Raw genomic sequence first — 20622 nt, 5'->3', positions numbered from 1 at the left:
TAACCGGAAATTGCCTACGATTTCGGCCCTGGGGGACAGGTGGAGGAGATTTTCCGTTCGGAGCTGCCGGATCTGCCGGAACTCGACCTCGACGTGGTCGCCCGGCTGCCCGACAGTGCGCTGAGCCGCGCCGTACGGCGGTTGCTGGCGGACGCGGGCGATCCGTCGGAGACTTATTTCCTCGGCCACGACACGTGCCTGCCCGGCACGGGCAAGGATTAGGTCGGTGGGCCCGGTCTCGGCATAGTGCGAAGCAGCGGCGGTGGAGACGATGACGAATGCTCGCGTGATCGGTTTTTTCTCGACCCGGGCCGGTCTCGGCCGCACCATGGCGCTGTGCAACTGCGCGCTTCTTCTCGCCGAGGCGGGAAAACGTGTTCTCGTCCTCGACGAGGAGCCACAGGCACCCGCTTTGTGGCACCATTTGAGCCGTTTCCTCCCCGAGCGCCCGGCCGAACCGCGGACGGTGGGGCCAGGTGACTGGTCCGCCCTGGAGATCGCCACCGAACTGCCCGGCCGGTCCGTGTGGCACGCGGTGCCGTCCGCCGGGGAGATCGACGCCTCCGCCCCCTACGACTACGTCCTGGTCAACCTGCGGCCGGGCCTGGAGCCGTCGCCGCTCATCCGTTCCTGCGACCACGTGGTGATCTGCTTCTGGCTCAGCCCGTACGGGATAGACGAGGCCGCGACGGCGGCTCGCCGGATACAGCGGGCGGGCACCCCCGTCACGCCCCTGCCCACCATGGTCTCCCCCGACGGTGACGACCTGCTGCAAGACGCCCGCCGCCGGGCCACCGGGGCCTTCGGCACGGACATCGCCGTCGAGGTGCCCTACGACAGCGCCGCCTACTTCTCCGATGACCTGGCCGTCATCAGCGAGCCGCCCGGCTCCGGCGGCACCCAGCGCGCCGCCTACGAGCGCCTGGTGGAGCTGCTCAGCGGTGGCGCGGTGACGACGCTGCGCCAGGTTTCGGTCGTTTCCGCGCCCGGCTACGACGTGTGGGGAGAGTGGATCGGCGCCCAGGTCGGTCTGTGGGGCGTCCCCACCGACATCGTCGGTAAGGACGACTACCTTGAGCGCACCCCGGTCGACCTGCTGGCCGGCGACACGCACACGGCCGTGATGTTCGTGGGCCCGGCCGGCGAGCCTACCGGCTTCGACTGGCGGCGCCGCCACGATCGGCCCGCCCCGATTCCCGGCCGAGGGCTCATCCGCGTGCTGGTGGACGGCAAGAGCGCGGGCGAGCCCCAGGCAGGCGAGATGGAGCTGGACCTGCGCGGCCTGGACGAGGCGGAGGCCGCCGACGCGCTGCAGGCCACGCTCGGCGTCGGGGGCGCGTTCGTGGCCGGCGGCGAGGGCGCGGGCACGGCCCGCTTCCCCGGCCGGCCGCCCGACCTGTCGAACCTGCCGCAGCGCAACGACGAGTTCGTCGGCCGACGCAAGCTGCTGGCGAGCCTGCGCGCCGCGCTCGGGCCCCGGTGGGACCGCACCGGCCGCTGCGTGCTCCAGGGCGCGGCAGGCCGCGGCAAGAGCGCCCTGGCCGCCGAATACGCCCACCGCTTCCGCAGCGCGTACGACGTCGTGCACTGGGTGCACGCCGAGGACACCTACACCGCCCGCGAGGGCCTGCGCCGGCTGGGCCAGGAGCTGGGCCTGCCGCCGCGCGAGGACGCGGTGACCACGCTGCGAGAGCACCTGGCCACTCCCCATGCGGGCCGCTGGCTGCTGATCTTCGACGAGGCCGACCACCCCGAGGAGATCCTTGATCTCATCCCGCAAGGTCCGTACGGCCATGTCGTCGTGACCTCGCGCGCGGATGGCTGGCCGGACGGTTTCACCCGCGTCGAGGTCGGCGGCCTGTCCACCGCGGACGCCGTCGAGCTGCTGACCTCGGGCGACGAGCTGCTCAGCGAGGACGGCGCGGCAAGGGTGGCCGAGGCCGTCGAGCGCCTGCCGCTGGCCGTCACCATGGCCAGGGCGTGGCTGGCACGGCAGCTGAGTAGCGCGCAGCGGCCCCGCCGCACGATCGAGGACCTGCGCACGATCACCGTCGACCGGTTCCTGTTCACCTACGAGCGGATCAAGCGCGAGCTGCGTGAACGCGGCCGCCCCGACGACGTGCACGCCGTTTTGGTCGAGATGATGCTCGACCTGCTGCACGGCGTGCCGGGCGGCACGGGCGCCCCCTGGCTGCTGGAGGCGCTGACCTTCGTCTCCTCTGACGGTGTCCCGCTGAGCCTAGCCCACTCCACCGCCTCACGTGACTACGCGGTCTCGCTGGTCCACGAGTACGGCGACGGCTTCATGGTCGACGCCCTGCTGCGGCTGCTGCACGTGCACGCCCTGGCCAGGGTGGAACCGGGGCCGGGCGGCCGGCTGCGCGTGCACCGTGTGACCGCGGCCCTGGTCCGCGCCCGCATGTCTGCCGGGCAGGTCGAGGAGCGCCGCCACCATGTGCTCACGCTGCTGGCCAGGCACGCACCCGCCGACACCGAGGGGCCGGACGCCGCCATGTATCTGGAGCTGGCCAAGCACGTCTTCCCCACGGGCGCTCTCGAATGCGCGGACGAGATGGTGCAGCGCTGGATCATCGGGCAGGTCCGCTACCTGTTCCTGCTAGGCGATCGCAGCGCATGGGAACAGGCGGTCGCCATCGGCGACGGCGCGCTGCGGAGCTGGACCGCCCCCGGCGCCGGGACCAAGCCTGAGCTGGTCAACCGGCTGCGCATGGAGCTGGCCAACACCTACCGCATGCTCGACCGGCCCCAGACCGCCCTGGCCCTGTCCCACCAAGCGCTGCAGGCCTTCAGCCTGGCCAGGCGCGACCACCCGCTCAAGTACATCGCTGCCCAGGTCCACGCGGCCGACCTGCGGGCGGCGGGCGACTTCGAGGAGGCCTACCACTGGGACTCGGTCGCCTACGGGGGCATGAACCGGGTGTTCGGGCCCGACCACGAGTGGACGAGCAAGGCGCTCAACAGCCTGGCGCTGTCCGCCTCGCTCAACGGCCAGCCGCACCGCGCGTACGAGCTGGCCAAGCAGCGCATGGACCGGCGGCGCGCGCTGTTCGGTGACAGCGACCTAGGCCTGCTGCGGACGGCGCAGACGGCCGGCGTGCTCCTGCGCGACCTGGGCAGGTACGCCGAGTCGTACGAGCTGACCCGCGCGGCCGCCGATCGGCTCGCCGGCCTGAGCGCCAAAGGGCAGCCGCGCACCATGCTCATGCTTCGGATGCAGGCCAGCCTCGCGGCGGCCGAACGAATGCTCGGGCGCTCGTTCGAAGCGCTGGCCCGCGACCGGGAGACGCTGGACGAGCTGCGCTCCCTGCTCGGCGCGACCCACCTCTACACGCTGATCTGCCAGGCCGGCCTGGCCGCCGACCTGCACGCACGGGGCGAGCACGCCGCCGCGGCCGGCAACGCGCGGCAGGTGGTCGCCGGGCTCGCCGCCATGCAGGCCGATCACCCCTTCACCCACGCCGCCCGGGTCAACCTGGCCATCTACCTGGCCGCGGCCGGAGCCGAGACCGAGGCGCTGGAACTGGCCGGGCAGGCCCACCGGGCGCTGCACAAGCGGCTGGGGACCCGGCATCCGTACACGCTGGCCGCCGCGGTGACGCTGGCGGACCGGCTGGTGCGGGACGACCCGGCGCAGGCCCTGGTGCTGGAGGAACGGGCGTGGGACCGCCTGGCCAGGATCTACGGCCCCGGGCACCCGCGCACGCTCGCCGTGCAGGAGAACCTGACCAACACCCGGCGCCGCGTGGTCGGCCATCCGGGGGCGGAGGACGTGCCCCGTCACGCCGCCGAGATCGAGATCCTCGGGAACTAAGATGCGGGAGGCCATGTGAGGACGACGCGCTCGCCCTTCGCCCATGCCGGGCACGAGCGGCTGATCACGTTCTGCGAGGAGGCGCTGCCCGGCCTGCCGGACGCCCAGGTGCTCGCCTTCTACGACCGCGGCTTCCACATCTTCACCATCGCGCAGGCGGACGACGAGGAGCGCGCGGCCCTGGAGCGCGCCTTCCGCCAGCTCGTCAACGAACACGTCCGCTTCGACGGCCTGCTACGCGGCTTCGGCACCGGCGAGCTGATACGCACGTTCGTGGTGACCGAGGACGCGGCCGTGCAGTGCGGGCACGTCTTCGAGGAGGAGTTTCTAATCGGCGTGACCCGCGACCTCGACGCCGCCGACGCCATGGACGAGCAGGTCTCCCGGCTCGTCACGCGCATCAGGAAGGAGGTCTACCTACAGGCCGACCAGCTCCCCGGTGGCCGGCACGGCCCCCGGGACCGGCCCGGCATCGCCACGCAGGTGCTCAGGACCACCGCGGGCGAGGGGGCCGATCCCGCGCTGATCGCCGACCTGGAAAGCTGCCTCGGCTCGCTCGCCTGTGTCGACGACCTGCACTACGTGGCCGTCTACCGCGACTGGCGCTTCCTGTGCGCGGCCGACGTCCTCGACAGCCCGGCGCTGGCGCCGTGGTTCGGCGGTGCGGCGGGCGGTGAGGGGGCGCGCAAGATGTATCAGGACTTCGCCGCCCGGCTCCGCTCCGATATGCCGGAGCTGGCGTACGCGCTGCGGCAGCTCTCGGAGGCGCCGCTGCGGCGGCTGGTCCTCGACGTCGTCTCAGGCGCACTCTACGTCTACCCGCTGCCCGGCACCCGGGGGTTCGTGGCCGGTCTCACCGTGTTCCAGCCGGAGGTCTTCGCCGCCGAGAACCGGCTGCGCGAGGGGCTGCACCGGATCGGCGAGCTGCTGGGGACGGGCTGATGTGGCGGCGCGGCCCATGGCCGGATGACCCGCGAGTGGCTACCGTCGCGTAGGGGCCCGGCCACGAGGGGAGAGGGCGTGCGTCCGTTACTGAACGACCCCGCCGCCGACCGGCTGGCGAAGGGAGTCGGCGTGGCACTGGCCGGCTGGGCCTTCGCCGCCCTCGGACCGGGCAGCCATGCCGGGCATCCGGTCTTCCTCTACGGTGTGACGGCCCTGCTCTGCCTCGGCCTGTACGGCAGCGTGCACGGCATCGACAAGGAGTCGGTCGCCGGTGACGTCAGGACGGTCGTGCTCGCGGTCACCGTGGGCGTGCTGCTGAAGACGGCGCTGATCGCGAGCGTCATGTGGCTGTTCTTCGGCGAACCCGCCGTCGTCCTGCTGGCGCTGGCGGTCGCCCAGATCGACCCGCTGTCGGTCGGCGCGCTGATCGGCCGGGCCCGCATGTCGCCGCGCGCCAGGTCGTTGCTGCTGGCCTGGGCCTCCTTCGACGACCCGATCACCGCGCTGCTGACCGTATACCTGTCGTCCCTCGTGCTGGGCGGTCCCGGCGACGGCTACGGCGACTACCTGGCGAACCTGGGGATCAACCTGCTCTTCGCCGCGGCGGTCCTGGCGGCCGTGACGACGGCCCGCCGCCTGGCAGGCCTCAGGCGGCCGCGGCCCGGCCTGGTCAGAGCCGTCTCGCTGCTGGTGCTCATCGCGCTGCTGGCGTTCGCCACCGCGCAGTTCCTTGTCCTCGGCATGGCCCTCATCGGGCTGTTCTTCCGCCCCGCGCTGGGCAGGCTGCTCGACGGGGCGCTGACCGGCGCCTTCTACCTGGCCACCTTCGCGGTGGGCACGCTGCTGGTCGCCGGGATCGAGCCGGCCATGGCGCTGGTGCTCGGCGGCGCGGCGTTCGCGGCGCAGGCCGTCGTCGGCGGCCTGCTCATCACCCGGGGCCTGCCCCTCCGCGACCGGGTGAGCCTCGCGCTCGGCCAGCAGAACGGCATCACCGCGATCCTGCTGGCGCTGACGCTGACGCCCGGCTACCCGCGGGCGGTGGCGATCATCGCGCCCGCCGTGCTGGTGGTGAACGTGCTGCATGTGGCGGCCAACAGCGGCCTGCGGCGAGCGGTCACGGCCGTACGGCGGAGATCACTCCGTTCAGCACCCGGCGGCCCAGCTCGTCCAGCACCCGGGTCCGCTCGTCCGGTCGCGGCGGACGCGTCGGACCCCGTTCAGGAGCCGCCGAGCTGAGCGGCGCAAGCGGCAGCGATTGCACGGTCACCTCGAAGGTGCGGCAGATCGCCCGTAGCTCCTCCTCCTGGGCGGGGCTCAGCCGCCCCGGCGGCGCGCTGGCCAAGAACCGCGCCACCCGCTCCTGAAACGCCCGCACCAGCAGCCGTTGCACCATGGCCGCGCCGGCCGCCTCCACCAGTTCCCGCGAGGCCAGCCGCCGCCGGGCGCGCAGGCTGTGCTCGCCGCCCGCCGGGTCGTCGAAGACGTCGTGCAGCAGCCGGTCGAGCTCGCCGGTGTCCTCGGTGACTGCGCCGGCCCGCTGGAACTGCTCGGCCACGGCCGGCGGCAGCGCCGTGAGCCCGGCTTGCGCGGAGCCGGACGACGGGGCGGACCTGAGCCCGGCGACCGACGCGTGCAACTGGTCGATCATGTTCTGGGTGGCGCTCTGCTGCCTGCTCAGCCGGTCCATCCGGCGGCGCAGGCCCTCCAGCACGTTCTCCTCCGCCGCGGCGGCCAGCCGGCCGAGCGCGCTCTCCAGCGTCTCCCTGAACCTCCTGCCGAAGTCCTGCATGTTGAACAGCAGCGGCTGGCGGCCGGTCAGGCCAGACACCTCGGCCCGCATCCCCGTGGCGAGGTGTCCGTTGACCACGGTGATCACCTCGCACGGCATCCGGCCGGCCCGCACCGCGGCCACCCGCCGTCCGAGCTGGGCGTCGTCGCCCTCGCTCAGCAGGGACCTGGTGACGAGCACGGCGACCGCGGCCCGGCCGTCGGCGTAGCGGACCCAGAAGTCGATGGGGTCGGTGTCGGCCGCGAGCACCACGTCGGTGCGGAAGTCGAGCCCGCTGTCCTCCAGGATGCGGCGTACGGTGGTGGTCACCTCCCACGGCTCGAACTCGTGGCGCTGCCTGACGGCCTCCCTGATCGTGGTGGTGGTCACCGGCCTGCCGGTCGGCTCGACGATCGCCTGCGCACGGCGGAACAACGAGAGGATCTCGCGCGGGTTGCCATCGGTGAGCTGCACCAGCGACTCGGCCACCGCCTCGCTCACCTGGTGGCCGCGCTTGGCGATGAGCTCGACCGTCTCCTCGCGGCCGAACGGCGAGGGCGTGATGATCCGGGTGCGCTGAAACGTGCCCCTGCTGACCAGCGGCAGGCTGTCGGTGGGCCCGCAGTAGATCAGCAGCCCTCTGGCGTCGATGAACACCTTGACCAGCTCTTCCAGGGAGTTGACCGCGTCGCGCGCGGCCTGGCCCTCGCCCCCGAGCAGCTTCTCGAACTCGTCGATCACCAGGACCGTGCGGCGGCGCATGCGGCCGCTGAGATAGACCAGCACCGACAGGGTGTGGTAGGCGTCGGCGGAGGTGTGGAGCTGGCGGTGTACGCCCCGCGCCTTCAGCTCGCGGCTCGGGGGAGCGCCGCTCAGCCACTCCCACACCGCGTCGGTCAGCTCGTCCATCACCATGAGCGCCAGCGCCGTCGCCCACACCGAGTGCTCGGTCAGGTGGCTCAGCACGCGCCGCAGCTCCTCCTGCAGCACCCGCTTGGCCAGGTGGAAGTGCTCGACCACCTTGCGCGGGTCGATCGTGCCCTCGCGCAGCCGCGACCGGATCTCCTCGGCCAGTTCGGGCCCTGCCTGGTCGTCGCCGATGCCGTCCGCGGTCACCTGACCGTAGTAGTCGATGACGAGGTCGTGCAGCCGCTCGCGGCCGAACTGCTCCAGCAGGATGTTGCGGAACAGGTAGCCGAACTCCGAGTGCGGGGTGTCCAGCTTGAGGATGACGGCGTCCTCGTGGCTGCGCGCGATACGGTGCAGCAGGGACGTGGCCAGGTGCGTCTTGCCCGACCCCAGGTCGCCGATCAGGGCAAGGGCGCGGCCGGACTCGCCGAGCCCGCCGCCGCTCGTCGCGAGGTAGCCGTCGACGAACCGGTGGGCGCTGTCGAAGGCCGGCGTGATCACGGTGATCCCGGTGGGATCGGCGTCGTCGGCGAGGCGCAGGGTGTAGGTAACGGGGACCTCGGGCTCGCGCGGTCCTGGGCCGGTTGTCATGACTGCCTGTCTCTTTCCCACTCGGCGAGCAGGCGCGGCACCAGCTTCTCCTTGAACGCCTTGATTTTCTCGAAGGTGATGTTTTCCGTGCCGTATTCGTCGAAGAAGACCGCCAGGTGTTCAAGGGCCTGCCTGGGTGTTGTGAAGTCGCGCACCGCTGCCGAGAGCTCGTTCATTTCCGCGTCCCCTAGGGAGACTTGACGTTTGACCAGAATTTCGCGGATATCGCTGCCCCCGCCGTCCAAGGAACCGATCGGCAGGAAAATCGTATGGCAGGTGGGAAGCCTGCCGAAGTGATGGGCGAGCTTGCCGGCGTCGTCCGAGTCGGACTCGGCGAAGAAGACCATCCGCAGGCGCGCCAGCTCCTGGAAGCCGCGCACCCAGGTGAGCGGCAGGTACGCGGGAAGGAGGATGACGGCGACTCCGTTGCGCTCGTTGAGCACATCCCTGATGCGGCCGAAGGCCACATTCGGATCATCGGTCGTCTCCCGCAGCGACGCCACGTCCTCATGGACGGTCCACTCCTCCTCCTCCAGGAGGACGGTCATCTGGCGGGCCAGCCACAGCGCCATCTGGTGGAAGTCCTCGCAGTCCTGGTGGCCGGTCGCCTGGCTGTAGTCGGCGACGCAGACACGCTCCAGCTCGATCTCCTTGGCCAGCCGATAGGCACAGCGCTGGACGAAGGTGCTCTTGCCCGCGCCGCGCCGGCCGTACACCAGGATGAGGTGGCCGCGGACCAGGATCCGCTCCGCGGTGACCGCGGTGCCGAAGCGCTCGTTGAGCAGGTTGTACATGCCGTCGATGAACGCGAACAGCGGCAGGTGGTCCACCCGCTCGTCGAAGAAGAGCAGCGGCCCGGTGTAGGGGGAGCCGTCGGGGCTCGGCGGGTGGATGGGGTTGGTCATCGGCGGCGCACTTCCAGGTGGAGCCGCAACCGGTGGCGCAGCGCCAGGTTGACGGCCGCCAGCCGCTCCGCCAGCGCGGTCAGCTCGGGCTCGATGTCGCTGTCGTGGGCCCGTTCACGGGTGAGGCGCTCCAGGAGCAGCCGCCGGGCCACCGGCACCTGGCGCCAGCCGGGGCGGAAGCGGCTCACACGGGCCAGCTCGGCGGCCAGCTTCTCGTGGCTCTGCTCGTACGGCCCCGCCTGTGGCGTCCGGCCGGCCTGCAGGGCGGTACGGTACTCGCGCGCCGCCACGAGAAAGGCGTCGGCGGCGTCGCCCAGGTCGTCGGCGTGCTTGACCGCCAGCTCCGAGGAGTTGCGCCATTCGGTAGAGATCAGTGCCACCAGCCCGCCGGCCAGCACGGGAAGCAGGATGGCCACCGCGGCGGGTAACGGGCTCTCCGGGGACTTGGGCGGGGCGACGTAGGTCATGGCCCGGCAGGCCCGGGTGAAGGCGGCGCGGTCGGTTCTCGACCATGTGATCGGGTCGAGCGTGGCGGTGGGGGTGACGATGCGGTCTCCGGCGGCGGTCAGGCGGTGGTCGAGCGCCGCTGCCGCCGCCGCCAGCTCCGTTTGCCGGGTGGGGGAAAGGCACTGCACGATCTGGTCGTCACGCAACGGCTCCGCGGAATTCGAACATGCGGACAGCGAAATGAGGGCGCCGAAGAGCAGTGACCAGCCGGACACCCTCAAACGTCGCATACCTCATTCCTCGCCTCGCCGGTAATCGCCACGATAACCGGCCATCCGGCGTAAGCGTGAGATGTTCATGGTTCGTCATATGACAGCACAGAAAACCTTCCTGTGGAAGGGTGCTTTTCGTACGGGGCGGACGATGGAACGGCACATTCATGCCGTTTACGGAGCACTCGCCCCAAAGCGCGAGGCGGCTCAGCGCGGTGCCGGCGCCAGGCGGTAGCGGATCGGGAGGCGCTTCAGGCCGCCGACGAACGTCGTCGCCGTCCACGCCGGCTCCCCGTCCGGCTCGATGGCCTCCAGGCGGGGCAGCAGCGCGGCGAACAGCGCCTCCACCTCCATCCTGGCCAGCGCCGCCCCCAGGCAGTAGTGCACGCCGGTCCCGAACGCGAGGTGCCGGTTCGGCTCGCGGCCGACGTCGAAACGGAACGGCTCGTCGAAGACGTCCTCGTCGCGGTTGGCCGACGGGTACGACAGCAGCACCGACTCGCCCGCCGCGATCGGCACCCCGCGGACCTTGGTGTCGGCGGCGGCCGTGCGCATGAACGACTTGACCGGGCTCACCCAGCGGATCATCTCCTCGACGGCCGCCGGCAGCAGGCCGGGGTCGCGGCGCAGCCGGTCGAGCTGGTCGGGATGGCGGATCAGCGCCTCCAGGCCGCCCGCCACGGTGGAGCTCGTCGTGTCGTGCCCGGCGGTGGCGATGAGGATGTAGTACGAGGCGATCTCGTTGTCGCTGAGCAGCCGGCCGTCGATGCGGGCCTGCGCGATGTGGGAGGCCAGGTCGCCGGTGGGACGGGCGCGGCGTTCCGCGATCAGGTCGTGGAAGTAGCCGAACAGGTCCTCCAGGGCGGTCGTGTAGCCCGCGCGGCTGCCGGCGTCGCGCCCCTTGTCGCGGTCGTCGTGACCGAACAGCTCCTGCGTGAGCCGCAGCATGAGCGGGAAGTCGGACTCGGGCAGCCCGAGCAGCGCGAGGATCGCATACAGCGGGTACGGCGCGGCGATCTGCTGCGCGAAGTCGCAGGACGAGCCGAGCTCCGCCATGAGGTCGACGTGGCGGCGGGCCAGCTCGCGCACCCGCTCGCTCATGGCCCGCATGGCCTTCGGGCGGAACCAGTCGGCGGCGATCGCCCGCAGCCGTCGGTGCTCGGGGTCGTCGAGGTGCACGAGGCTCGACAGCGCCCTGCCCCGCGCGCGGCGGGCGGCCAGCTCGGCGTCGAGCACGGCGGTGCGCAGCACCGGGCGGGGCGCGTTCAGCCAGAGCGTGTGGTCACGCTCGATGGCGTTCACGTCCTCGTGCCGGGTGATCGCCCAGAACGGGTTGTAGCCGGGCGCCCGCACGTGATGCACGGGGGCCTCACGGCGCAGCAGGGCGAGCGCGGCGTGCAGGCGGTGCTCGTCGGTGTAGGCGTCAGGGGTGGCGAGCGCCCTTCCCGCCTCCTCGATCGTCATGGCGAGGCCGGGGCGCGGCGTGGCAGGCGACATTGGCGGGCTCCTGGTCTGCGGGCGTGCGTACGGGTGGTGCGCCGCCTGCTGGGGAGGAGGGCTCCCGAGCTGCGGTGGAACAGGAGCCCGTCCTCGGCGGGACCGGCCCCGCCTGCATTATGCCGCCGGAAACGCCGGCGCGCCGGAGCCCGGCGGACTCCGGCGCGCTGTGTTCACGGGTACGTCAGCGGCGGGCCGAGTTGTCCACCTCCGCGACGAACCTGGCCAGCTCCACCCGGTCCACGTTCGGCCCCGGCCCGTCGGCGTTGCCGAGGACGAGCCCGCCCTGCATGGTGGTCAGCGTCAGCGGCGTGGCCTGCGACCAGAAGCCGTCCCAGGCGTAGTTGTGCCGGAACACGCCGCGCACCGTCGCGCCGCCGTCCTCGGTGATGTCGAGGTACCGGCTGATCACGTCGGTGTTGTACGGGTGCCCGGTGTTCCTGTCGGCGTTGGCGTAGTGGACGACCAGCACGTACTCGCCGGGGCCGAACCCGCCGGGCCGGTCGAAGGCGAGCGTGTTGCCGGGGCCGCCGCCCAGGTCGCCGACGTACGCGCCGCGCGAGGCGTTCGACGCGCTCGTGGGCGGGACGGTCACCACCGTGGCGGTTCCGGCGAGCCGCGCCTGCTCGGCCTCCACCGCGTGCACGGTCTCGTCCGCCTGGGCGGCCCTGGCCGTGGTCAGCGTGCGCAGCTCGAGCCCGCCGGGGCCGCCCACCTCGACCTTGCTGATCCCGGCGGGCAGGTAGATCCGCGCCCGCGACGCGCCCTCGCCCGGCCGGGTGACGCGCAGGCCGGGGACCTGCCGTCCGTCCACGGTGACCCGCAGGTCGCCGCGCCCGGCGGCGTGATAGGCGAAGGTCAGGTCGTGGTAGCCGTCCTCGCGCGCGGCGACGAAGTACGTGGCCCGCGCCGTGCCGCCGAGGACCACGGCCGGCCCCTTGCCGCCACGGGTGATCTTCGCGCCGCCGGACAGCCGCGCCTCGTCGGCCCCGTGCACCGCCCGGTGCGGCCCGGTCACCTCGGTCAGGTCGAACTTGTCGAGCGTCACGTCGCTGCCCGGCAGCCGCGTGCCGTCACCCGCGCTGGTGCGCAGCGACAGCTCGTGCGCGCCCGCGCTCAGCTCGATCTCGACGTCGGTACGGCCGCGGTAGGTCCAGCCGAGGTCGGCCGGGTACTGCACGATCTGGTCGAGCCTGCCGTCCACGAAGAGCGCGTGCCGGCCGGGCGCCTTGTTCGTGCCCTGGTAGATGCCCAGGCGGTAGCGGCCGTCGCGGGGCACGGTGACGCTGAACGTGACGGCCGAGTCGTCCTGGTTCATGCCGCCGACGTCGCGCTTGCCGGAGGTGGCGTAGAGCTGCGGGTCGGCGGTGGTGTCCTGGTCGAAGACGCGGGCGGAGGTGAGCGTCGCCGACTCGGCCTCCACGGACACCGACCAGGGCGCGTTCGCGGCGGGCGCGGGGCCGCTCGCCGGCACGACGGTCACCCGGTAGGCCGCCATCACGTCGCCGCCCGGCACGTCCACCCGCAGCTCGCCGCCGGACACCTTGGCCCGGGTGGCGGCCACGACCGGCGGCTCCACGGCGTCACCCTCGTAGCCGGTCCAGGTCGTCTTCGACACCACGACGTCCACCCGGTCGCCGAAGACGCGGCGATCGAGGCCGGACAGGTCGAGCCTGACGGGCGCGGCGCCGCCGCCGACCAGGATCGTGCCGCGCCGCGCCGGCTCGTCGATCGCCGCCACGGCCTGCACCGTGTCGGCCTCGTTCAGGCGCGGCGGGGTCGTCTTGACCGTCTGCCCGGTCAGGTCGGCGTACCACTTGAGCAGCCACCAGCCGCCGTTCGCCTGCCGGGTGCGCACCGCGTGGTCGCCGAGGTTGCCGGCGTACGTCCAGTACGCCATGTCGGCGTCCACCTTGGTGTCCTCGAACAGCGAGATCCACTGGATCATCTGGCCGGGCACCGACATGTCGCGGCGGTTGCCGTACTCGTCGATGTTGATGGGCAGCGGCCCGATGCCGAGCTCCCGCTCCATCGCGCGGTAGTGCTCGTAGTGCCCGCGGTATTCGGCGAGCCGCTCGCGCTGCAGCTCGTGCCAGGCCATGATGTCCGGCAGGCAGTGGTCCTGCCCGGCGCAGGGCGTGTCCTTGGCCCAGGTGAGGAAGTCGCGCAGCCGCTCGGGACGGTAGAACGCCTCGTTCGGGCCGACGATGCGGGCCTTCGGGTCGATCGAGCGGATGCGCTCGTACACCGCCTTCCAGTCGGCGAAGAACCGCTCCTTCTCAGTGGCCCAGTCCTCGTACCAGATCCAGTCGGGCTCGTTGAACGGCACCCACACGAACCGGTCGTTGTCCTTCGGCCGCTCCTCGACGACCTTGCGGACCATCGTCTCGACCTTGGCCAGGTAGTCGTCGATGCCGAGCTCCTGGTACGGCCACCGGCTGTAGACGTCCTGCATGTAGATCACGACCTCTTCGCCGCCCGCCGCGAAGAAGCCGTCGGCGACCGCCAGCGCGTCGCCGTTGGGATGCTGCTCGCCGTCCGGGGCCTTCTGCGCGACCGTGCGCGGCCGGGCGCCGGCCAGCAGGCTGTCGCCGGGCACGCCGGGGTCGGACAGGGCGTACAGGCCGCCGGTCGCGCCGCCGTACACGGGGCCGGTGCGCTGCGAGAAGTCCACGGCGACCACATCGGGCGCCGCGGCGGAGGCCGAGGCGGCGGTGGCCGGGGCGAGCGCCGCCAGCGTCGCGACGGACAGTGCGGACGCCAGGGCGGGCCGCGCTAAGCGGTGTCTGGGCATGGAGGAACCTCCTCATAGGGGGTGCGACTAGGGACGTGGCTCTACTTGACGGCGCCGCCGGTGATCCCGGAGATGATCTTGCGCTGGGCGACGGCGAAGACGGCCAGCAGCGGCAGGCTCATGAGGATGATGTAGGCGAAGATCAGGTGCCAGTTGTCGAGGTACAGCCCGGCGTTGGCCACCTGGAACAGGTTCAGCGGCAGCGTGTCCAACCGGCCGCCGATGACGAAGAAGGCGTAGAAGACGTCGTTCCAGACGTACAGGCAGATGAGGATGGTCGCGGTGGCAAGCACCGGCCGCAGCAGCGGCAGGATGACCGAGAAGAACACCCGCAGCGGGCCCGCGCCGTCCATGCGGGCGGCCTCCTCCAGCGACAGCGGCACCGTACGCACGAAGCCCGTCACGAAGAAGATCACCGTGGACATGTAGATGCCGACGTACACGCCGATCATGCCGACCGGGCTGCCCGCCAGGCCGAGCAGGCGCAGCAGCAGCACGATCGTCACCACGGCGGGCGGCAGCACGATGCCGCTGATCGCCAGCGCGTACAGCACGGCGGTGAACCGCGAGGCACGACGGGCCAGGATCCACGACGCCATCGACCCCAGCGCCAGCACCAGCACCACCGACGGCGCGACCACCAGCACGCTGCCGATGAACGCCTTCGGCACCTCGCCCTGCTCCCAGACCTGGGCCAGGTTCTCCCACAGATGCCATTGCGACGGCAGCGACAGGTCGGGGGAGAGCGCCTCCGCCTGCGACTTGCCCGCCGTGACGACGACCAGCCACAGCGGCACGCCCATGACGAGCAGGACGAGCACGACCACCGCGACCGGCCGCAGCCGCGCCGCCAGGCCCCGCGAGATCGGCGGGCCGGCGGCACGCCGCCGCCCGGGACCGCCGAAGACAGGCGCCGTCACAGGATCTCCTCCCTCTTGCGCAGGATCCGGATCACCGGGAACGCCAGCAGCGCCACCATGAGGAACAGCACCAGGCTCATGGTCGTGGCCTGCGCGAACAGGCCCTGCCCGAACGTCCGGTAGATGAAGATGTTGAGGATCTCGGTGCTGCGGGCCGGGCCGCCGCCGGTGAGCGCCTGCACGATGTCGAAGCCGTTCATCGAGCCGAGCAGCGCCGTCGCGACGTTGAACGTCACCGCCGGCGCGAGCAGCGGGAAACGCACCGCCCAGAACGCCTGCCAGGGCGTCGCACCGTCGATGCGCGCCGCCTCCGAGACGTCCTCCGGCACCGACTTCAGCCCCGCCAGGTAGATGAGCATCGACAGCCCCATCCACTTCCAGGCGTGGATGACGGCGGCCAGCACCAGCGTCCACGTGGTGCTGCCCAGCCAGGCGATCTCCACCTGCTCGCCGGTCAGCGCCGACAGCAGCGCGTTCAGGCTGCCGTCCGGCTTGAGCAGCGCCTGGAAGACGTACCCGACGGCCAGCGCGGACATCAGCACCGGGATGACGAACACCAGCCTGGCCGCCCTGTTCAGCCAGGTGTCCCGCTCCAGCAGCACCGCCAGGCCGAAGCCGAACAGGTTCTGAAACAGCGCCACCAGCGCCGCGTAGATCACGGTGATGCGCAGCGACCCGAACAGGGTGCCGTCCGACAGCAGCGTGCGGAAGTTCTCCAGGCCCACCGGCCTGATCTCGCTCTTGAAGCTCGACCAGTCCGTGAACGCGTAGATGAAGTTGAACAGCGTCGGCAGGAAGAAGAAGACGAACAGGATCGCGAAGGCCGGGACGAGGAACCACATCGGATGGGTGCGGCCCCGCCCCGCCCCGGCGGGCGGGCGCGGCGCGGGCGCGCGGCGGCGCGTCTCCTGGCCGGACGGCACGGTCTGCTCCTTGGTCACGGGCCCAGTGATAGGCACGGGTACTCGATCAGAAGCCGGGCGCGCCCGCGGCCTTGGCGAGCTGCGCGAACTGCTTCTGGGTCGCGGCGGCCACCTGCTCGGGCGACAGGCTGCCGGTAATCATGTCGGCCAGGTTCAGATACAGGTCGGGGTTCGCGACCGCGAGCGACTGCATCGACCCGACCGACTCGCCCAGCGAGGCGTGCACGTCCTTCAGCGCCTGCGGCACCCCGTCCGGCGTCGGCACGTCGGGCCGCAGCGAGACCGTCTTACGGTCGTCGACGAACGTCTGGTAGCCCGGCCCCATCCAGTACGCCAGGAGCTGCCGCGCCGCCGCCTCCCGCGTGGCGTCACCGGTGCGGAAGGCCACCAGCGCGTTCGACTGGTCGGGGATCGACGTGGCGACGTTGCCCGACGGCGAGATCGGGAAGAAACCGATCTTCTCGTCCAGCTCGGCGGTGTCCGCCATCGCCTGAAGCTGCCCGAAGAACGAGTTGACCTGCACCACCATGGCGGCCTTGCCGGACAGCAGCGCCTCGCCCTGGTCCTCGAACGTCGCCGTCTTGATGTCGTCGTTGAACAAGCCCTCGTCGATCAGACCCTTGTACGTCTTGATCGCATCGAGGATCGTCTTGTCCTCGAACGTCTCCTTGCCGCTGTTGATCCGGTCCCACAGCCCGTTCTTGGCGGCGTCGGCGAGCTGCACCTGCACCCACCACTGGGTGGCCCACTTGTCGCCGGCCATCTCGAAGAACGGGGTGACGCCCTTGGCCTTGAGCGTGCGGGCCAGCTCCACCATCTCGCCGAACGACTTCGGCGTCTCCTTGATCCCGTTGGCCTCGAAGACCTTCTTGTTGTAGTAGACGCCCTCGACGGCGGGGCTGGTGATGAGCGCCGCGTACCGGGTCTTGTCCAGGATCCCGGTGATGTCGCGCAGCTCGGGCGAGAGCTTGTCGATCCAGGGCGCGCCGTCCAGCGGCTGCAGGTTGGCGCGGGCGTTCAGCGCGGTCAGCATCGACGCCGTCGGCTGCCAGAACGCCAGGTCCGGCTTGTCGCCGGTGGCCACCTTGGTCTGCACGCCCTGCTCGTACGGGTCGGGCACGGTGACGACCTCCACCGTGGCCCCGGTGGCCTTCGAGAAGGCGTCGGTCACCGCCTTGGGGGTGGTGGTGCTGTTCTGGGCGGCCCAGATCGTCAGCGTCACCCCGTCCAGGCGGGCGGTGGGCTCCGGCCAGGCCGCCGGGGCCGAGTCGGTGGTCGCCGCCGGCCCGGCGGCGGGATCGCTGCAGGCGGTGAGCGCCAGGAGCGCGCTCGCCGCGACCATGATCGCGGTACGGGGGGCTCTACGCACGGTTACGTCGTCCTTCGGTCTCATAGCGCCGGTTCGGTGGGCTAGCGGGGGCGGAGGTGCAGGATGCGGGCGGTGGGCGGCGGGACGTGGGCCGTGACGGTCAGCTCGGCGGCACCCGGGTCCCAGTCGAGGCGCCAGCCCCCGGCCTGTGCCGGGTAGGCGACGGTGGCCTCCAGGTCGCGGCCGCGGAGGTGGGGGAGCGAGAGCACGGTGGACTCCGGCGCGCCGGGCCGCCTCCAGACCGTCACGTACGTGTCGCCGCTCGCGCCGGGGCTGTTGCGCGGGCCGCCGTCACTTCGTGGGCTGCCGTCGCCTGTCGGGATGGCGTCGCTTCGTGAGGTGCCGTCGCTCAGCGGGCCGCCGTCACTTCGTGGGCTGTCGTCGCGGAGGGCGAAGGCGAGCCAGGGATCGTCCCAGCCGGGCAGGCCGAGCGGCCAGCACGCGGTGGCGCGCGGCAGCACCGGGCGCAGCCGCCGGTGCACCGCCACGCCCTCCTTGACCAGGGCGAGCCTGGGGCCGTCCATGCGGTGCAGGTTGCCCGACAGATAGAGGCGGCCGAGTATGCCGGTGCACATCGTGAACGCCACCTCCTCCTCCGTCATCTCCGGCTGCGGGTAGGCCCAGTTGGCGGCCTGCTCGGGCAGCACCGACAGGGGAGCGGCGGCCGCGATCGGCGGGTAGCGCAGGAAGTCCTGCTGGTCGCTGGTGGACTGGAGCTGCAGGCGGGAGAGCATCGCGTAGTCCATGCGCATGGCGCCCGAGCCGCAGTTCTCCAGCACCAGGTGCGGGTGGCGGTCGAGCACCGACTCCAGCCAGGCCAGGTGGGCCCGGTTGTGCCCGAGCAGCCCGGCTCCCGCGCTGGGGGCGTCCACGTCGGTGCCCGCGCCCGGGTTGATGTTGTAGTCGAGCTTGAAGTAGCCGACGCCCAGTTCCGTGACCAGCCGGTCGATCACCTGGTCCACGTGCGCCACCGCGGCGGGATGGCGCAGGTCGAGGTGGTAGCGGCCGTGCTCGGCCACCCGTACGCCGCCGCGCTGCAGGAACGCCTCGTCCGGCAGTTTGCCTGCCATCGGGCTGCGCACCCCGATCACCTCGGGCTCCAGCCACAGGCCGGGCGTCATGCCGCGCTCCCTGATCCGGGCCAGCACCTCCTCGATGCCGCCAGGGAACCGGGTGCTCGACGGCCGCCACTCGCCGACGCTGTCCCACCAGTCGCCGCCGTCGTCGTACCAGCCGGCGTCCACGCAGAACACCTCCGCGCCCGCCTCGGCCGCCGCGTCGATGAGCGGCAGCAGCTTCTCCGTGGTCGGGTCGCCCATCAGCGTGTTCATGTAGTCGTTGAAAACGAGCGGCAACCTGTCCCGGTCGGGGTGGGGGCGCAGCGACGCGCGACGGTGCGCGGTCAGCGCGGCCGCCGCGCTTTCCAGGCCGTCGCCGGACACCGCCACCGACACCGGCACCGTGGTGAACGACGCGCCGGGCGCGAGCGGCTGGCTCCACTGGTGGTCCAGGTCCGTCGGGCCGGACAGCGCGGCGTACACGCCGTCCAGCCGGTCGCCGACCTCCCACCGCCAGGGGCCGTTGTGCTCGATCTGCCACAGCCACGTCCGGCCCGAGCCGCGCTCGGCCAGCCCGCCCATCGGGACGTACCGGCCGCTCGACCACGTGCCCAGACTGGTCAGCGCGTACGCGCCCCGCCCGTGGCCGTGCCCCTCCAGGCCCAGGTCGGGCAGGTGGCCGGCGAGCGGCTGCCTGGTCCAGCGGCTCTCGCCGAGCCAGGCGCTGCCCGCGTACAGGACGTCCAGATCGGCCGCCTCCAGGCCGTGGAATCCCGCCGCGAACGAGGTCACCGCCAGCAGCAGCACCGGCTGCGCGCCCAGGTTCGTCACCCGGACCGACGACCGCAGCGCCGGCACGCCCTCGTACGACTCCAGCAGCAGCTCCGCGCCCAGCCCCGACGACTCGTCACGCAGCCGCACCCGCAGCTCGTGCCGGCCGTCCTGGACCGAGCGGTCCGCGCCCGCGTACCGCAGCCGCAGGCCCACCGCCGTCTCCGACAGCCGCTGCGAGGCCCGCGCCCGGCCCTCGCCGGGCACCAGCACCTCCACGACCGGCTGGGACGTCCGCATGGGAGCCGCCGCCCCGCCCGGCGACAGCTCGCGCAGCGTCACCGGGCGATCCTGATGGATCTCCAGGGCGACCGCGAGACCCGAATGGCCCCAGCGGAGGGTCTCCACGACATCAGCAGGCATCAAGCTCTCTCTTTCGGCGTCACAGGGGACCGATCGCGGTGGCAGGGTTCGCGCGTACTGCCCTGGACGGGTGGGCGCTCCCGCAGTCATGTGACCGGTCACACGCCCGCCAGTGTGAACGGTCACACGGCCCCTGCGAAAGCCTTCTTTGCCGATTCGTTACGCACAGGTTTCCTGAGCGCGCGGCCTGGAACGAAGCTGACCAGGGCGCTGACCAGCAAGGTTGTCGGTGCTTCCGAGTCTGCGACGCCGCCTGTCGCATCCACGAATGGACGGAGGCGATGGTCTGGAAGGAGCCGCGGAAGAGGCTGCCAACGGGACGGAAGGCGAGCCGGCCGACCGCTGGCAGGAGCGGTGCGGCCGCCGACCGTGCGGCCGAGATCCCCTGGCCCATCGCCCGCGGCCCGGGGTCGGCGAGCGCCCAGCCTTGGGCCGAGCGCTAAGACGGCCGCGGCGATCCCTGCGCCAGGGGGCTCGGGAAGAAGGGCACGATCGAGTATCGGGTGCAGTACTAGGAGTAGTCGTCTCCAGGTGAAACCCGATGTCGTGAGACACGTGAGGCGCTGAGAATCGCTCTCAGCGCCTCACATTGCGACTGGCCTACGGAACGACCGGGGTGGCGCACGACTTCGGGCCTGGCCTGACGTTCTGCTCGTCATGGCCGCCCGCCTCGCCTGTTCGGCTCGGCCGTGATCCCGCCGATGGCCTCCCGAATCCGTGTGCTGCGCGCTCGGAGTTCGGCAACGCGACCACCCCTCCTCCTTCGAGCTCGGGCGGGCGCGTCATGCCCATGACGCAGCCGTCAGCAGGTGCGGGCGATGGCGTCGACCTTCTCGCCGAAGTTGGTGTCGTACGCCCTGGCGTAGTGGCCGGGCCTGACGCCTCGCCTTTCACGGCTGCCGGTGTCAATGAAGCAGCCTGAGGCGTTGGCGTAGAAGGAGTGGACGTGGTTGCGCATGTTGGCCGGCAACGTGCGATAGCCGTCGCCGGGGCTCCACTTCCACGGGACACCGTCGAAGTTCCGGTCCCGCCACAGGCAGATGTTGCCTGTGGGACAGCCCGCTGCCGCTCGCGTCAGGCTCACCTGTGCGGTGAGGGTAATCAACTCTCGGCGAGATGGCGCGGACGAACGAGCTGCCGAAACCGCGTACTGAGGCGACCGTCCGCACGCGCTCTCGCAGCGGGGCGGGACTTCACA

General features: G+C 71.7%; 13 protein-coding genes. 3 read left to right on the top strand and 10 right to left on the bottom strand.

Going from position 1 to position 20622, the window contains the following annotated elements; all coding sequences use genetic code 11:
- Window positions 1–39 precede the first annotated feature (39 nt).
- From ACFMQL_RS39380 to ACFMQL_RS39370, 3 genes are all read left to right on the top strand, one after another.
- The gene (locus ACFMQL_RS39380; RefSeq protein WP_364068011.1) at window positions 40–222 is read left to right on the top strand and encodes a hypothetical protein; all 183 of its coding nucleotides are present in this window, start codon (window positions 40–42) and stop codon (window positions 220–222) included.
- Window positions 223–286: 64 nt separating this feature from the next.
- A complete protein-coding gene (gene fxsT / locus ACFMQL_RS39375) occupies window positions 287–3832 on the top strand; it encodes an FxSxx-COOH system tetratricopeptide repeat protein (protein ID WP_378789868.1) in 3546 nt (1181 codons plus the stop codon).
- Window positions 3833–3847: 15 nt separating this feature from the next.
- The gene (locus ACFMQL_RS39370) at window positions 3848–4774 is read left to right on the top strand and encodes a hypothetical protein (protein WP_364068009.1); all 927 of its coding nucleotides are present in this window, start codon (window positions 3848–3850) and stop codon (window positions 4772–4774) included.
- Window positions 4775–5891: 1117 nt separating this feature from the next.
- Here the strand turns inward: ACFMQL_RS39370 and ACFMQL_RS39365 are convergent.
- The 10 genes from ACFMQL_RS39365 to ACFMQL_RS39320 all read right to left on the bottom strand — a co-directional run bounded on the left by ACFMQL_RS39365 (window position 5892) and on the right by ACFMQL_RS39320 (window position 20508).
- Window positions 5892–8045 (bottom strand): hypothetical protein, encoded by a 2154-nt coding sequence (locus ACFMQL_RS39365; protein WP_364068008.1) that lies wholly within the window; start codon window positions 8043–8045, stop codon window positions 5892–5894.
- On the bottom strand, window positions 8042–8875 hold the full coding sequence (locus tag ACFMQL_RS39360) for a hypothetical protein (RefSeq protein WP_378789865.1): 834 nt from the start codon (window positions 8873–8875) through the stop codon (window positions 8042–8044). Before ACFMQL_RS39360 ends, ACFMQL_RS39365 begins: the two co-directional genes overlap by 4 nt.
- A gap of 71 nt (window positions 8876–8946) precedes the next feature.
- Window positions 8947–9603 (bottom strand): hypothetical protein, encoded by a 657-nt coding sequence (locus ACFMQL_RS39355; protein WP_364068006.1) that lies wholly within the window; start codon window positions 9601–9603, stop codon window positions 8947–8949.
- A gap of 273 nt (window positions 9604–9876) precedes the next feature.
- On the bottom strand, window positions 9877–11166 hold the full coding sequence (locus ACFMQL_RS39350; protein ID WP_378789863.1) for a cytochrome P450: 1290 nt from the start codon (window positions 11164–11166) through the stop codon (window positions 9877–9879).
- Window positions 11167–11350: 184 nt separating this feature from the next.
- The gene (locus tag ACFMQL_RS39345) at window positions 11351–13960 is read right to left on the bottom strand and encodes a CBM35 domain-containing protein (RefSeq protein WP_378789861.1); all 2610 of its coding nucleotides are present in this window, start codon (window positions 13958–13960) and stop codon (window positions 11351–11353) included.
- Window positions 13961–14001: 41 nt separating this feature from the next.
- On the bottom strand, window positions 14002–14880 hold the full coding sequence (locus tag ACFMQL_RS39340; RefSeq protein WP_364068003.1) for a carbohydrate ABC transporter permease: 879 nt from the start codon (window positions 14878–14880) through the stop codon (window positions 14002–14004).
- Complete coding sequence (locus ACFMQL_RS39335) at window positions 14877–15821, bottom strand: carbohydrate ABC transporter permease (protein ID WP_378789859.1); 945 nt, start codon at window positions 15819–15821, stop codon at window positions 14877–14879. The genes ACFMQL_RS39340 and ACFMQL_RS39335 overlap by 4 nt, the downstream gene beginning before the upstream one ends.
- A 28-nt stretch (window positions 15822–15849) precedes the next feature.
- The gene (locus ACFMQL_RS39330; protein ID WP_378789858.1) at window positions 15850–17172 is read right to left on the bottom strand and encodes an ABC transporter substrate-binding protein; all 1323 of its coding nucleotides are present in this window, start codon (window positions 17170–17172) and stop codon (window positions 15850–15852) included.
- A gap of 41 nt (window positions 17173–17213) precedes the next feature.
- Complete coding sequence (locus ACFMQL_RS39325; RefSeq protein WP_378789856.1) at window positions 17214–19424, bottom strand: alpha-galactosidase; 2211 nt, start codon at window positions 19422–19424, stop codon at window positions 17214–17216.
- A gap of 802 nt (window positions 19425–20226) precedes the next feature.
- On the bottom strand, window positions 20227–20508 hold the full coding sequence (locus ACFMQL_RS39320; protein WP_364067999.1) for a peptidase inhibitor family I36 protein: 282 nt from the start codon (window positions 20506–20508) through the stop codon (window positions 20227–20229).
- Between the last annotated feature and the right edge of the window lie 114 nt (window positions 20509–20622).

The sequence above is a fragment of the Nonomuraea fastidiosa genome (genome assembly GCF_042751225.1).
Lineage (GTDB): Bacteria > Actinomycetota > Actinomycetes > Streptosporangiales > Streptosporangiaceae > Nonomuraea > Nonomuraea fastidiosa.
Note: the sequence above shows the minus strand (reverse complement) of the source record. Positions and strands in the feature narration are given on the sequence as shown.

Coding starts and splice junctions, on each gene's coding strand:
- ACFMQL_RS39325 (WP_378789856.1), bottom strand. CDS start 19,424: ATGCCTGCTGATGTCGTGGAGACCCTCCGCTGGGGCCATTCGGGTCTC.
- ACFMQL_RS39350 (WP_378789863.1), bottom strand. CDS start 11,166: ATGTCGCCTGCCACGCCGCGCCCCGGCCTCGCCATGACGATCGAGGAG.
- ACFMQL_RS39365 (WP_364068008.1), bottom strand. CDS start 8,045: ATGACAACCGGCCCAGGACCGCGCGAGCCCGAGGTCCCCGTTACCTAC.
- ACFMQL_RS39345 (WP_378789861.1), bottom strand. CDS start 13,960: ATGCCCAGACACCGCTTAGCGCGGCCCGCCCTGGCGTCCGCACTGTCC.